14 protein-coding genes and 1 pseudogene are annotated in these 13,000 nt (G+C 55.0%); 10 read left to right on the top strand and 5 right to left on the bottom strand.

Going from position 1 to position 13,000, the window contains the following annotated elements; genetic code table 11:
• The 8 genes and pseudogenes from ABSE13_RS11210 to ABSE13_RS11175 form a co-directional block, all read left to right on the top strand.
• Positions 1-480, top strand: a pseudogene (locus ABSE13_RS11210) (hypothetical protein); the annotation flags it as partial.
• A 12-nt stretch (positions 481-492) separates the two neighbouring features.
• Entirely contained in the window at positions 493-1,173 is a 681-nt protein-coding gene (locus ABSE13_RS11205; protein ID WP_424028603.1) for an ABC transporter ATP-binding protein, read from the top strand.
• Positions 1,170-2,360, top strand: a complete 1,191-nt coding sequence (locus ABSE13_RS11200) for an ABC transporter permease (RefSeq protein ID WP_424028602.1) — start codon at positions 1,170-1,172, stop codon at positions 2,358-2,360. Before ABSE13_RS11205 ends, ABSE13_RS11200 begins: the two co-directional genes overlap by 4 nt.
• 260 nt (positions 2,361-2,620) lie before the next feature.
• Positions 2,621-3,475, top strand: coding sequence for an NAD(P)-dependent oxidoreductase (locus ABSE13_RS11195; RefSeq protein WP_424028601.1), 855 nt, complete (start codon positions 2,621-2,623; stop codon positions 3,473-3,475).
• Between the two features lie 232 nt (positions 3,476-3,707).
• Positions 3,708-4,499 carry a DUF4013 domain-containing protein gene (locus ABSE13_RS11190; RefSeq protein ID WP_424028600.1) on the top strand — a complete coding sequence of 264 codons (792 nt, stop codon included), beginning with the start codon at positions 3,708-3,710 and terminating at the stop codon, positions 4,497-4,499.
• Positions 4,500-4,557: 58 nt separating this feature from the next.
• On the top strand, positions 4,558-5,448 hold the full coding sequence (locus tag ABSE13_RS11185) for a pirin family protein (protein ID WP_424028599.1): 891 nt from the start codon (positions 4,558-4,560) through the stop codon (positions 5,446-5,448).
• 42 nt (positions 5,449-5,490) lie between these two features.
• A complete protein-coding gene (locus ABSE13_RS11180) occupies positions 5,491-6,090 on the top strand; it encodes a class I SAM-dependent methyltransferase (protein ID WP_424028598.1) in 600 nt (199 codons plus the stop codon).
• A gap of 135 nt (positions 6,091-6,225) precedes the next feature.
• Positions 6,226-6,861 (top strand): nitroreductase family protein, encoded by a 636-nt coding sequence (locus tag ABSE13_RS11175; RefSeq protein WP_424028597.1) that lies wholly within the window; start codon positions 6,226-6,228, stop codon positions 6,859-6,861.
• A gap of 41 nt (positions 6,862-6,902) precedes the next feature.
• Here ABSE13_RS11175 and ABSE13_RS11170 read toward each other — a convergent pair whose 3' ends face one another.
• The 5 genes from ABSE13_RS11170 to ABSE13_RS11150 form a co-directional block, all read right to left on the bottom strand.
• Positions 6,903-7,106, bottom strand: coding sequence for a hypothetical protein (locus ABSE13_RS11170; protein ID WP_424028596.1), 204 nt, complete (start codon positions 7,104-7,106; stop codon positions 6,903-6,905).
• Positions 7,107-7,206: 100 nt separating this feature from the next.
• A complete protein-coding gene (locus tag ABSE13_RS11165) occupies positions 7,207-8,190 on the bottom strand; it encodes a PEGA domain-containing protein (protein ID WP_424028595.1) in 984 nt (327 codons plus the stop codon).
• Positions 8,191-8,322: 132 nt separating this feature from the next.
• Positions 8,323-8,448, bottom strand: coding sequence for a hypothetical protein (locus ABSE13_RS11160; protein ID WP_424028594.1), 126 nt, complete (start codon positions 8,446-8,448; stop codon positions 8,323-8,325).
• 103 nt (positions 8,449-8,551) lie between these two features.
• Positions 8,552-9,214, bottom strand: coding sequence for a metal-dependent hydrolase (locus tag ABSE13_RS11155; protein ID WP_424028593.1), 663 nt, complete (start codon positions 9,212-9,214; stop codon positions 8,552-8,554).
• A 118-nt stretch (positions 9,215-9,332) separates the two neighbouring features.
• Complete coding sequence (locus tag ABSE13_RS11150) at positions 9,333-9,941, bottom strand: response regulator receiver protein (RefSeq protein WP_424028592.1); 609 nt, start codon at positions 9,939-9,941, stop codon at positions 9,333-9,335.
• 423 nt (positions 9,942-10,364) lie between these two features.
• Here ABSE13_RS11150 and ABSE13_RS11145 point away from each other — a divergent pair, with 423 nt between their 5' ends.
• The gene (locus tag ABSE13_RS11145) at positions 10,365-10,940 is read left to right on the top strand and encodes a hypothetical protein (protein WP_424028591.1); all 576 of its coding nucleotides are present in this window, start codon (positions 10,365-10,367) and stop codon (positions 10,938-10,940) included.
• A 318-nt stretch (positions 10,941-11,258) separates the two neighbouring features.
• Entirely contained in the window at positions 11,259-12,956 is a 1,698-nt protein-coding gene (gene glyS / locus ABSE13_RS11140; RefSeq protein ID WP_424028604.1) for a glycine--tRNA ligase, read from the top strand.
• Positions 12,957-13,000: the final 44 nt, after the last annotated feature.

The following is a 13,000-nucleotide window of genomic DNA, read 5'->3' as shown; positions in this document are numbered from 1 at the left end:
GATGCGAGTGGCATGGTCCTGAGTGTCGGCGCACCTGCTAACCCCGTTGAGCCGTATTCGAGCTATGCTGTGGGAGCCCTTGCATCCGATGATTTCTCGAGTTTCACCCTTACCTTCACGGCGAGCGATCTCTCTGCAGTCCCGGTTATCCTCCAGTGGAAGGATGCTGATGGGAACACGTTAACGACAACAAAGACCCTTGACCTGCGCTCCCTTGCCGCTTCCGGTGGAACGGGTTCACGGTCCGGCAGCTCCGGCGGAAGTTCCAGCGGTTCCGGCAGCTCGACAACCGGCGGTGCATCTGCCCAGGCTGGCGGTGGCGCTGCACGGGGCGGTGGCGGTCTCTTCAGCATCGGCGGCGGCCGTGGTGGTGGCCTGAGCTCCTTCTATCCCCTCATTGCCGGTGGGGTTGTCATCATCATCGCCATCGTCTTCTGGATGAAGAGGAAATGGATCGTGGCAAAAATCAGGAAGCAGTGACGGAGCAGTTCCATGGAAACAGCTCCCCTGATCCAGCTCGTGGACGTGTCGAAGATATATCATCTGGAGAGTGGTGACTTCACCGCCCTCAACCACGTCTCGCTCGAAATCCGTGACAATGATTTCGTCGCGATCATGGGGCCGTCCGGTTCGGGAAAATCGACAATGATGAACCAGCTGGGTATCCTGGATGTTCCCACCACCGGGCAGCTCCTCATCGATGGACATGATGTGGCCCTGATGTCGAACCTCGAGCGGACCCATTTACGTCGCGACGCCATCGGGTACGTCTTCCAGAAATTCTACCTTATCCCCCTCCTGTCCGCGTACGAGAACGTCGAGTACCCGCTCATCCTGAAATACAAGAAACGGGATACTACCGGGAGGGCCGCGGAGATGCTTCAGGAGGTCGGGATCGACCATGACATGGGTGCCCACCGGCCCAACCAGCTCTCGGGCGGGCAGCAACAGCGGGTCGCGATCGCACGGGCGCTTGTCAACGACCCGAAGATCCTTCTCTGCGATGAGCCTACCGGCAACCTTGACCGGAAGACCGGCCTCCAGATCATGGACATACTCGTTGACCTGCACCGGAAGGGAAAGACTGTGATCATCGTGACCCACGACCAGAAGATAGCGGATTACGCGCAACGCACGATAAGCCTTGATGATGGCAGGATTGTGGAATCATGAGAGACATCTTCTTTGATCTCTCCGTGCGCAGCGTGCGTCTCAATTTCCTCCGGTCGCTCCTTGCCTCGATCGGGATCGTCATCGGAGTAGTCGCGATCTCGTCTATGGGCATGCTGGGTACCAACATGCAACTATCAGTTAAGGACCAGCTCTCGTCCAATGTGAATACCGTCATGCTTACATCTGATGTTGTGAAGGTGAGCACATCTGCAAATAGTTCTGTCCAGAACGGGATTGACAAGAGCCAGCTCAACGATATCAAGTCATCGGCCGGGCAGAACCAGGTGGTCCCGATCCACCATACCAGTACGCAGTTTACGATCGGCAGCACGAACGGACGGGGTTCGGTCTACGGTCTGGACCCCAACGATATCCCGAAGTTCCTCACCATAGATCAAGGGGCAAATATCCAGGGAGGAAACGATGCACTGGTCGGGGCAACGATCGCGAGCAACTTCAATATGGCGGTCGGGAGCAGCATCAAAATCGGGCAGAACTGTGCCACGATCGTCAGGCCGGTGCTCCGGGTCGCCGGTATCCTCCAGGCCAGGGGGATCGCCTCCGATGGCGTCAATGCTGATAACGCGATCATCGTCTCTGACGATTGGTATACCACCCATTTCGGTGACAAGGACGTGTACGACCAGGTTAATGTAATCCTGCAGAATGTGGACACCATTAACCAGACTGAGGCCAACATAGACCGGAAGGTCAACCGGAACACCGATGTGATCCGCATCAGCGATGCGAGCTCCCGGCTCTCCACGATTACGAGCACCCTCGGGACCATCACCACATTTATCATGGCCATCGGCGGCATCTCGCTTGTTGTGGCAGCAGTCAGCATCTTCAACGTGATGATGATGTCTGTCAAGGAACGGGTGCAGGAGATTGGTATCCTGCTCTCCATAGGTACGGAAAAGGGTGAGGTGAGAAGGATGTTCCTCTACGAAGCGCTCATCCTCGGGATTATCGGAGCGGTCGTCGGTGGGATCATGAGCTTTATTATCGGGTATACGGTCGTGCAGGCAATGATCGGCAGCACTGCATACTTCTTCCTTCCCGAAAGCCTGATCTATATCCCGTACGGGATGATCATCGGGGTCGTCGTCTGTGTCGTATCGGGTTTATATCCGGCATGGATGGCATCGAACATGGACCCGATAGATGCGCTCCGGAACGAATAGTTCAACGGCGGGGTATATCACCCCCTTTATTTTTTAAAATTCCCTTTTTTCAACGTAGTCCGCATGCATTCCCCCACCCGTTCATGCACTCCTGCAATCTCCATTCTGACAGGATCCGGTGTATCATTCAGGAAAATATGCAGACGGGTATTTTACCTTGTCTCCTGAACACGCGTACATTACACCCCCGGGCGGAATCCTGTTCATGCAGATCACTGGAGTAATAAACCCCACGGGCCAATCACGTTCCGGAGATCATCATGAAGATTGGTTTTGCCGGGCTCGGGCACCTTGGAAGCGCAATCGCGCAGCATCTTATTGCGGAACACGTGGACCTTATCGTCTGGAACCGGACCCCGGGGAAGGCGGCCGGCCTTGGTGTCCCCATTGCAAAGACTCCCCGTGAGCTTATGGACGATTCTGACATCGTCATCATGAACCTGTTCGACAGCGATGCGGTCGATGAAGTGATGAATGGTAAAAACGGCCTCTTGGCCGGCGACTGTCAGGGTAGTCTCATCATCGATACCACGACCAACCATTTCGAGCGGGTGCTTGCATTCCATGAGCAGGCCCGGGATCATGGTGCCCGGTATCTCGAATGCCCGGTACTCGGCAGTGTAGTCCCGGCATCCGCAGGGAAACTGACCGTAGTCGTGAGCGGGGAGAAGACGGCCTTCGATGAGGCAAAACCGGTTCTTTCGAAGATTGGCAGCACGATCCACTATCTTGGGGAACCTGCACTTGCCACGAAGATGAAACTGATCAACAACCTCGTCCTCGGGTCCTTCATGGCCACCTGTGCCGAGGCGGTTGCCCTGGGGGAAGCAGCCGGCGTGGAACGTACGCGGGTGATCGATATCCTGCTCTCCGGGGCAGGCAACTCGATGATCCTCTCTGCCAAGAAGGAGAAACTGGCTAACGCTGAGTTCTCCACCCACTTCTCCTCGGCCCTGATCTACAAGGACCTGCACTACCTCCAGGACCTCTGCCGGATCATGCGCAGGCCGCTTTTTATTGGCAGCACCGTCAAGGAACTCTTTGCCATGACCCGTTCGAAAGGTTATGACGATCTGGATTTCTCGGCCGTGTACCGGGTCTTTAAGGAACTCTAATCATATTCCTGCGGACACACCTGATGCAAATCAAAAAAGAGCATGCATATACCTCCATAACGAGAACACCGGGTATAACGAGCCGGTGAATCATGCCCCTTTTCTGGTGGTAACCGCGAAGGATTTTCCCGGTGCCTGCTCATCCTTGTGAGACGAATCTTTCCCGGGGTCAGCCAATACTGCTGGTTTATATATAATTAAAAATTAAAACCTTCTGTTAAACAGGTGAACGATGCATTTTGAAACAATTATCAATGAATCCGTGAACTTTACCCGGGATACGCTGCTTGGGAACCCGATCCGCTGGCTGATCTTTGTCATCCTCGGCCTCCCGGGAGGGCTCCTCCCGTTTGTGCTCAATATCAAGGATATGACTGCCAACAAGTCCGCGTTCCACTGGGAACTGATCCACTGGGACCAGGTGGCGGTACTGGGGATCCTGATGCTCGTAGCCTCCTTCTTCCTGTCCGGGTATATCGTCAGGATTTACCGTGGCGGGGCAACACCCCCGGCATTCAACCAGTGGGCCGGGCTACTCTTCGACGGGATAAAACTCTGTATCGTCTGGTTGATCTGGATGCTGCCGGCCCTCATTCTCATGCTTGCCGCGTTTGCCACCATCTTCGGCGCGGTTTCCATGAAAGGAAATTCCGCTGCCGGGCTGGGCTTACTTGCAGTGATGCTAATCCTGCTGCTTGCCGCCATGATCCTTGTGCTTGCGGCAATCGTTCTCGGGACAATCGGTGCAATACGGTTTGCCCGGATGGGGAGGATCATGGAAGGTCTGAACTATCATGAGATCCTCGCCACGATCGTTCGGATCGGCTGGTGGGACTACATTATTGCCGGTATCATCCTCTGCGTGATCGCTCTCATCTTCAGCATTATCACCGGTATCCTGGGTCTGGTACCGTTTATTGGCTGGATCCTCGACCTGATTGTAGCGCCCCTCATCACGGTTATGAGCGCCCGCTTCCTCTCGCAGGTATACGATGCCGGAATGCCCCCGGCACCTGCCAGTTAATCTCCTCTTTTTTGTGGCCCCGCCATTCCCCAGGGACCTGGCGGCAACCCATATATTAATGAACCATGAGTTCTTTGTTCTCATCATTATGACACAGGTGCGGGGAATCGGGCGGATCCTCCGGGCATATACTACGGTGGAAGGGGCTGGCGTCAGGCTCCACCGGGCGTTCGGCACGTATGAAGTTCCGCAATTCGACCCGTTCCTGATGCTGGATGATTTCAGGGCAAAAAATCCGGCCGATTATCTGGCAGGATTCCCCTGGCATCCCCACCGGGGGATAGAAACTGTCACCTACATGCTCGCAGGCTCTGTAGAGCACGGTGACAGCCTGGGAAACGCCGGCACCATCAATGCGGGGGATGTACAGTGGATGACCGCGGGATCAGGGATCATCCACCAGGAGATGCCAAAGCCGGTAAACGGCCGAATGGGTGGGTTCCAGCTCTGGGTGAACCTGCCCCGGGCGAACAAGATGATGGATCCCCGGTACCAGGAGATCAAATCCAATCAGATCCCCGTGTTCTCTCCCAAGTCAGGTATCACGATCCGTACCATCAGCGGATCGATCAACGGGGTGACAGGTCCGGTCCGGGAGATCGTTGCCGATCCCGAATTCCTTGATGTGACACTTTCACCGGACATGTTCTTCACGCACCCGGTAAAGACGGGATATACCGCCATGGCCTATGTGATTGGCGGTACGGGAACTTTCGATCCAGAGGAAGGCCATCACGTTGCCAACCGTGATATTGTCCTGTTCAGTAACGGCGCTTCGATCTGGACCCGATCCTTTGAAAAAGGAATGCGTTTCCTCTTTTTTTCCGGAAAACCCATTGGTGAACCCGTAGCATGGAGAGGCCCCATCGTCATGAACACCCGCGAGGAGCTGCGGCAGGCATTCCGGGAATACGAGGACGGGACCTTTATTAAAAAGGGCCATACCTGACCGGGCCGGGTTTGCAGCACCGTGTTTGGATCACAGGATAGAATGACAGACCCTGCATTTTTTACCACTGCGGATGGCATCTCGTTTGTCAGGGAATCTACCCCCTATCGCCAGATCTTCGAAGTACCGGAGTACTGGTTCCAGGATATACAGCCTGAGGATTGCGTGATCGACATCGGTGCAAATGTCGGAGCGTTCTGTATCCGGGCTGCACGCCTCTCCCGGTCGGTAACTGCGGTTGAACCGGTGACGGCACGCATCCTTGCCGAAAATATCCGTTCGAACTCAGCGGAGGTCCGGGTGATCAATGGTGGATTGGGAATGGGCGGATCTTGTACCTGCAGCTGGGACGATTGTTCCGCAACGGTCCCGGGATATTCCCTGTCCGAGATTATCAGCATAGCCGGGGGATGCGACTTCCTGAAATGCGACTGCGAAGGTGGAGAGTGGCGGATCCGGTCCGGTGAACTTGACGGTATCCGCAGGATCGAGATGGAACTGCACATTCCCCCGATAAGCGGCCCTCCTGATATGACCCTCCTCGATTACATCAGCCGCGATTTCGACTTCGAGATCACCCGCACTCCCTGTTACGATGTGCTGGGAGTCATGGGCGTACTGCATGCCACCCGGAAGGAATGAACGGGAACCTCCCGCGGTCCCGTGATGCAATCCCGGCCGGAAGCCGGTGCATCCTTTGGCAATATTCAAGAACCGGCTCTTCTAACACAGTGCAGGTACGTTATCATGTGCAGTGAGCTGTTCGAACAGAGGAATATGTATCTCGACCAAATCCTCGGGGAGCGCCGCTCAAACCGGAGCTTCACGTCGGAATATCCTTCAGAAGATGAGATCCGGCGCATCCTGCATGCGGGGCTTCTCGCCCCCTTTGCCGCGGCAGCGGTAGGAACTTCCCATGACTATTTCCGCAGGTTCTTTGTGATGGGGCGGGGATCGAAGGCAATGAACACCGTGACTCCCCTTGTGAATGCCCAGGTACAACGAATGGCCGACGGTCTCGAAAAGGAGATGGCACAAAATCCAGCCCTCCGTGAGAAGGCGGCATCGTTTGCCCGGCAGCTGGCAATGATCCGGAAGGCCGGGGTTGTCCCGGGAGTCGGGACCGCGCCGTGCTACATCGTGGTTGCCGAAAAGCGGGGCTTTCCCCCGGTCGGGCTCCAGTCGTTGGCCCACTGCATGGAGAACATGTGGCTTAAGGCAACCGCTCTCGGACTCGGGTTCCAGCTGGTGTCAGTTACGTCGAAGTTGTCCGACAATCCGGACTTCTGTGCAGTTCTCGGTATCTCTCCAGGCGAGTGGGATCTGATGGGTTGTGCGGTCGGTTATCCGGCTGACGAACTCTCCCCTTCAATACGCCCCCCGGTCGAAGATGTGACCCGGTGGCTGGAATAACCCTTTTTCCCGGCTCGCTAAAACCAGGGTATCCGACGGGTTCAGACGAGTGCATACCATGCAAGACCGGCAGTGCAGATGATCGAAAAGAACAGCACCAGCGCGATATTGATAATTCTCTCTTTTTGGGTCATCTCCCCCCAGATGGGTTGCTGACGTCGGGCCAGGAATCCGATCACGAGTCCAAGTATGGTGCCGGCAAGCGTGCCGAGTGCAACAACCATCAGGATATCAAATGCGGCCATGGTGATCAGACTCCTCTCTTCCGGTTGCCCGTTTTCGGATATAAAACCGTACCAGGACCCCTCTCACGTTCACAGTTTCCTGCCCAGATAATGGAACACACTATCGTAATCCCTGCCGGCAGTACGCAATGGCGGCGACCGCAGCACAGAGTCCCAGCAGTATCCCTGCCATGGGTCCCGGTGTTTTCAGAGGTAACGCAGCAGCGAGTGGTGACACTGGTTCCAGGGCAATCGCCAGCCGGAGAGTTAACTCTGGCGAGATCGTTACCTGCTGTTCTGAGGGATTGTATCCGTCTTTTGTCACAGATACGGTATAATTTCCCGGTGCCAGGTCTGCTATTGTTGCCGGAGATGTGCCGACATTTTCCCCGTCGATGCTGATGTTAGCGCCTGACGGGGTAGTCGTAACCGCAAGTGCCCCGGTCTCAATAGGGAGGGTGGCGTTGATCACGGTGGTCATGTCATTCACGAGCGATGCGTTGGTCGAGTACGGCATATACCCGAATTTGGAGACCGTGACGGTGTGGGTCCCGACCCCGAGATTGTCTGTCGAGAAGGGCGTTTTGCCAAGGTACTGACCGTCGACGGATACGGACGCATAGTCCGGTTCGGAACTGACTTCAAGGGATGGGGGCTGTACCGGCGTACCGGCATTATCGATACTCAGCGTAGGACTGCCGAGCGTGACCGATATGGTGGCATAGTTGTCATTCGCGAGATGGGATAGATCATCCGGACTGTCGACCACCCAGATCGTGTATGTTCCCGCGTCAAGCCGTCCGCCAAGGCTGTTCGTACCCCACTTATAACTCCACATGTCATTCCCCCCGTCCACCGCTACCTTGGTGAATCCCCCTTCATCTGCATGCAGGTTAATATTGTTGAGCGCCACCCCGTTTTCTGGGAGGTTGGGCCCGGTCAGGAAGAGGTACACATACGGGCTTGTCGGGGAATAACCCGAGAGGGGGATCGTATCCCCCAGGTATGCCTGAATGCCCTGGGCTGTTACCGTCCCCGTGAAGAGGAGGCAGGAGACCAGGAGGATCAGGATACCCATATGGTAAGGATTGCCCGTCAGAGACACAGTACAGGATATTCCTGCACTCTGACATTAATCCTTTCCCCCCGGGCACGTTCACACTGGTACGATACGGTGCCAGGAACCCAGGCACCCCTGATTAAAAGAATTTCGTGAGTGCAGGCATAAACCCGCGAATCAGAGTGGCTGTTCCCACGTATGGCCGCAATCAGAGCAGGCGCAGACCACGATGGTTTTGTTGTTGACGGTCTTGCAGTCAGTCCACTCTGTATTTTTCGACCCGCACTTCGGACAGTTTGACATGGCTCTTCCCCATCCGTTTCGGCCTACGGAATAGTTGGGACCGATATTATTAAAACCGTAGCCTGCCGGGGCATTTCTGGGAGCGGGAACAGTTCAGGAACGTTCAGGATTTTATCTCGACACTCCCGCCGGGCTGCAGGACACTGACATTCATGTCCGTGGTCCGCTCGATTGATTTCCTGAATATCTCGGGATCTGCAGCGATCCTCTCAAAAGTATTGTAGTGGATTGGGATAACGGTCTTTGCACCAATGAAATTTGCTGCTATCATTGCCTCGGCGACTCCCATCGTGTACCTCCCCCCAATCGGAAGGAGTGCGACATCCGGGTGGTAGAGATCACCGATCAGCTTCATATCGGAAAAAAGGGCGGTATCCCCGGCATGATATACCCTGACCCCGTCCATCCCGACCACATATCCTGCTGCAAGACCTCCATACAAGATCGCCCCACCGTCCTCGACAGAGGAGGAGTGCAGTGCCGGGGTCATCGTAAACGAAACACCGTCCACCAGGATCGTTCCCCCGATGCCCATACCCTCTGCCGGCACTCCCTTCGTCTTGAGATATTTTGCAATCTCCGTGCTTGCCACGGTAGTCTTCCCCAGTGCCACTGCTTCACCCAGGTGGTCATAATGGCCATGGGTGACTGCGACGATATCAGGTTGTGTGCCGGTAACGCTTCCCCCATCGATAAACGGATCGATAAGGACTTTCTTTGATCCCGAGAGGAGCACGCAGGAATGGCCAAGCCAGGTCAGCTTCATACATACTGGTATTTGCCTGCTCCCGAATGAACATTATCCTCTGTCAGGGATCGTACCGGCGCGAGAGCCCACCACCACTAAAAAAGAAAGGGCCGAGTTTCGGGGAATTGTCTGCCCTTTATGTCACATCTATCATTTCTGCTTCGGTAATGTCGATCGAGTCACCAAGACTGTCGGCAGTGGCGCTCCGGGTCATCTGCTCAGTGAGGTCACGGTCTTCCATCACATCGCGGATCCGGTCAATATAGGGATCGATGGTCGGATCTTCCTGTTCCTCGATCACGTGCCGGTACTCCCGAAGGGTCGAGGGGCTGACCCCGAGTTCTTCGGACACCTCTTTCATGGTCTTGCCGGATTCGATCAGTGCCTCCATCTTCTCCTTGTCAAAGGGCATCTTGAAGTCAAGCTCCCGGAAGAGCTTGAGCCGTACGCGTGCCCGGGCTACCGTTTTGCTCAGTTTCTCGTCCCCGAGTTCGCGAGCGATCTCGGTGTCGTTCTTTCCTGCATAGAACGACGTGACGAGTTTTGCAAGCTGGATCGGCTTTAATGAGGTCTTGAATATTCCCTGTTCCGTGATCTCTCTCATGACGAGAGCGACCTCGCGTTCGATCGCGTCACTGTCTCTTAACGTGCCATGGATATTTTTCATCGGCTCGACGATCTTCGTCTTGCCCGACATGGAACTGAAGAGTTTCAGAAGATGTGCCTTGCGTTTGTCTTCGGTCATTGCATACCCCGTATTGGGATTAGGATATACAATACTTCGTCAGCTATTTAATGCTATCTTTACGCGTTGTTTGACCAAAAGACCTATAAATTGGACTTTTACGGTCCAGTGTCTATCCCTGTATTTCCCGTCCAAAAAACCCGCAATGCGGTTATTTTCCCAGGCATTGGTAATGCTCCTTATATCTCCCTATTTTTTATTAACTGCGGGATGTCTCATATTTCCGGGAATTTTTTCTGGATTCTTCAATAGTTTTCCGGAGAAAAAAATCACGTGTCTTTTTACCGATAAGATTCAATGACTCCGGAATTAAATGACAATAATTATCTTTATAAAATTTAACTTTGGATAATGCAACTAAAATATGCTGTTGTTTTCATAATCATGATCATGAGTGTGATTTTAATGGCCGGGTGCATAGGCATGGACTCTCCAACCGCCGTCACGCCAACACCTCAGATAATCTATGTCACGGTGACCGTTACCCCTACCCCTACGCATTGTTATTGGGATATCTCCAGGATGGCGTGCTCCGATAATCCGGTTACTGCAGCCCCACCGCCAGCTGCTATACCCACAACGATCGTGCCAACCACTGTGCCCACAGCAGCATCCGATCCGATTCTCCACCGGTGGATCCGGCAAAATGTATCCGGAGGAGGGTATGAATTCCGGTTCTATTCTGACGGTACCGTAGTCTATAAAGAGGGTACGATTGTATCGGTATCTTCGAATCTGAAGATACCTTCACCGGAGTTAACCGCATCAGGTTCGTGGACGAAATTAAGCGACGGGCATTACCTTGTCAAGATCAATCCTGTGGGGAGTTCTGGTGCTCCTCTTGTGCGGGAATATATTCTTGTTGCAGAGTCTTACGCGCTCCCGGAGCATCTCGTCAGTGATTTTGAGCAGGCTGATGTCGATGCTGCCACAAAAGATGGCACCCTTCACTCATATGCTGACGATGTCTTCTACCTCGAACGTGCGAAAATAGACTGATCCTTTTTTTCCCGGGAGATCTGAGTACCTTGCAGAGAACGTTGCCGGGTGCGCTTACGATCGTGACGATTGCAGGTAATTTTGCAGTGTGGGACATATGGAGTGAATGAACTCCGCCATATTTACTGCGGAGTTCTCCCTTTATTTTCTGTGGTTGTTCTCTGTGCAGACGGGTGGATGCCCCCCATCTGGAAAGAGCCCTGTTTTACCTTCTGAAAAACGAGAGATATAAGAGCTGTCCGAAGTAATTGGTACTGAGAATTCAAAACGAAGTGATCGATAGTGACACAGCCTTCCAACGATGTCTTTGAGAACGTGATGGAGCTTGCCAAGCGCCGTGGTTTCATCTGGCCTACGTCAGAATGTTATGGTGCGGTTGCGGGGTTCATTGATTATGGGCCGCTCGGCGCAATGATGAAGCGGCGGGTCGAGAATGTCTGGCGGGATTTTTACGTGATCCGCGAGGGGTATTACGAGATCGAGTGCCCCACCATTGCCCAGGAAGCAGTTTTTATCGCATCCGGTCATGTTGCCGGGTTCGCTGACAAGATGTGCCAGTGCCCGCACTGCAAGGAATACCTACGGGCAGATCACGTTGCCGAAGGCGGCGGGATCAAAAATGCTTCGACCATGAAGAACGAGGAGCTCTCCTCCGCTCTCGCCACGTGCAAGTGCCTTGCTTGCGAGGAAGTGCTCGGGCAGATCGAGGTCTTCGGATTCAACCTGATGTTCAGGACTATGATCGGCCCGGGCTCCCAGCGGGTCGGCTACCTTCGCCCGGAGACGGCACAGGGCATGTTCGTGGACTTTGCCCGGCTCCTCCGGTTCTACCGGGACAAGCTCCCCTTCGGGGCAGTCCAGATCGGCAAATCATACCGGAACGAGATCTCCCCAAGACAGGGCATGATCCGGCTCCGGGAGTTCACCCAGGCGGAAGCCGAGATCTTCGTCCACCCGGACGAGAAGAACCGGCACCCGAAGTTCAGCCGGTACACTGACTACCGGATGCCGCTCCTCACCTCGGACCGGCAGCTGAAGGACGAGGAGCCGGTCACCCTCTCCATGCGGGAAGCGGTGGACAAGGGTGTGATCGCAAACGAATACGTGGCGTATTACGTGGCCCTCACCCACGACCTCCTGATCACGATCGGGATCAAACCGGACCGGCTCCGGTTCCGCCAGCACCTTCCCGACGAGCTCGCCCACTATGCGAATGACTGCTGGGATGCCGAGATCTTCTCCGGCAGGTTCGGGTGGGTTGAGACCGTGGGCATTGCCGACCGCACGGACTATGATCTGAATGCCCATGCCAAGCAGAGCGGTACGCCGATGACCGTCTTCATCCAGTACGCGGAGCCCCGCAAGGTGGCACGCAGGCGGATCATCCCCAACATGGGGGTGCTCGGCAAGCAGTACCGGAACAAGGCAAAAGCGATCTTCGAGGCGCTCGGGAGCTCGACCCCTACGGAAAATGGTGCGGATGTTGTAGTTGACGGTGAGACGATCCACATCCCCGCCGACCTCTTCGAGGTACGGGACGAGGTTGTAGATGTCCGGGGCGAGGATATCGTCCCGCATGTGATCGAGCCCTCTTATGGTATCGACCGCATGTGCTACGCGGTACTCGAGCAGGCCTACGATGAAGACACGGCCGACGGTGAGGCCCGCACGGTCATGCGCTTCTCCCCGAAGGTGGCACCGGTCCAGGTCGCGGTTTTCCCCCTGATGACCCGCGATGGCCTCGATACGATCGCAGGACAGATCACCCGCACCCTCCACAAGCGGGGCATCCTTGCGGAATACGATGACAGCGGTGCGATCGGCAGGCGATACCGGCGACAGGATGAGATCGGCACCCCCTTTGCGGTCACGGTCGATTACGACACGAAGGAGAACAACACCGTCACACTCCGGGACCGGGACAGCATGAAGCAGGTCCGGATTGCGATCGATCTGCTCCCTGAGGTTATCGGGGACCTCATTGAAGGGATCCGGAAATTCACATCCCTTGAATAATAGTTATGAATATTCGTACAGGTATCCGTACAGGCAACCAGACC

The organism is Methanoregula sp., assembly GCF_049518935.1.
Lineage (GTDB): Archaea > Halobacteriota > Methanomicrobia > Methanomicrobiales > Methanospirillaceae > Methanoregula.
This window is presented reverse-complemented; position numbering and strand designations above follow the sequence as displayed.

What these genes read in the sequence shown, in the direction of transcription:
- ABSE13_RS11205 (WP_424028603.1), top strand. Translation starts at nt 493, where the DNA reads ATGGAAACAGCTCCCCTGATCCAGCTCGTGGACGTGTCGAAGATATAT.
- ABSE13_RS11200 (WP_424028602.1), top strand. Translation starts at nt 1,170, where the DNA reads ATGAGAGACATCTTCTTTGATCTCTCCGTGCGCAGCGTGCGTCTCAAT.
- ABSE13_RS11195 (WP_424028601.1), top strand. Translation starts at nt 2,621, where the DNA reads ATGAAGATTGGTTTTGCCGGGCTCGGGCACCTTGGAAGCGCAATCGCG.
- ABSE13_RS11190 (WP_424028600.1), top strand. Translation starts at nt 3,708, where the DNA reads ATGCATTTTGAAACAATTATCAATGAATCCGTGAACTTTACCCGGGAT.
- ABSE13_RS11185 (WP_424028599.1), top strand. Translation starts at nt 4,558, where the DNA reads ATGAACCATGAGTTCTTTGTTCTCATCATTATGACACAGGTGCGGGGA.
- ABSE13_RS11180 (WP_424028598.1), top strand. Translation starts at nt 5,491, where the DNA reads ATGACAGACCCTGCATTTTTTACCACTGCGGATGGCATCTCGTTTGTC.
- ABSE13_RS11175 (WP_424028597.1), top strand. Translation starts at nt 6,226, where the DNA reads ATGTATCTCGACCAAATCCTCGGGGAGCGCCGCTCAAACCGGAGCTTC.
- ABSE13_RS11170 (WP_424028596.1), bottom strand. Translation starts at nt 7,106, where the DNA reads ATGGCCGCATTTGATATCCTGATGGTTGTTGCACTCGGCACGCTTGCC.
- ABSE13_RS11160 (WP_424028594.1), bottom strand. Translation starts at nt 8,448, where the DNA reads ATGTCAAACTGTCCGAAGTGCGGGTCGAAAAATACAGAGTGGACTGAC.
- ABSE13_RS11155 (WP_424028593.1), bottom strand. Translation starts at nt 9,214, where the DNA reads ATGAAGCTGACCTGGCTTGGCCATTCCTGCGTGCTCCTCTCGGGATCA.
- ABSE13_RS11150 (WP_424028592.1), bottom strand. Translation starts at nt 9,941, where the DNA reads ATGACCGAAGACAAACGCAAGGCACATCTTCTGAAACTCTTCAGTTCC.
- ABSE13_RS11145 (WP_424028591.1), top strand. Translation starts at nt 10,365, where the DNA reads ATGGACTCTCCAACCGCCGTCACGCCAACACCTCAGATAATCTATGTC.
- glyS (WP_424028604.1), top strand. Translation starts at nt 11,259, where the DNA reads ATGGAGCTTGCCAAGCGCCGTGGTTTCATCTGGCCTACGTCAGAATGT.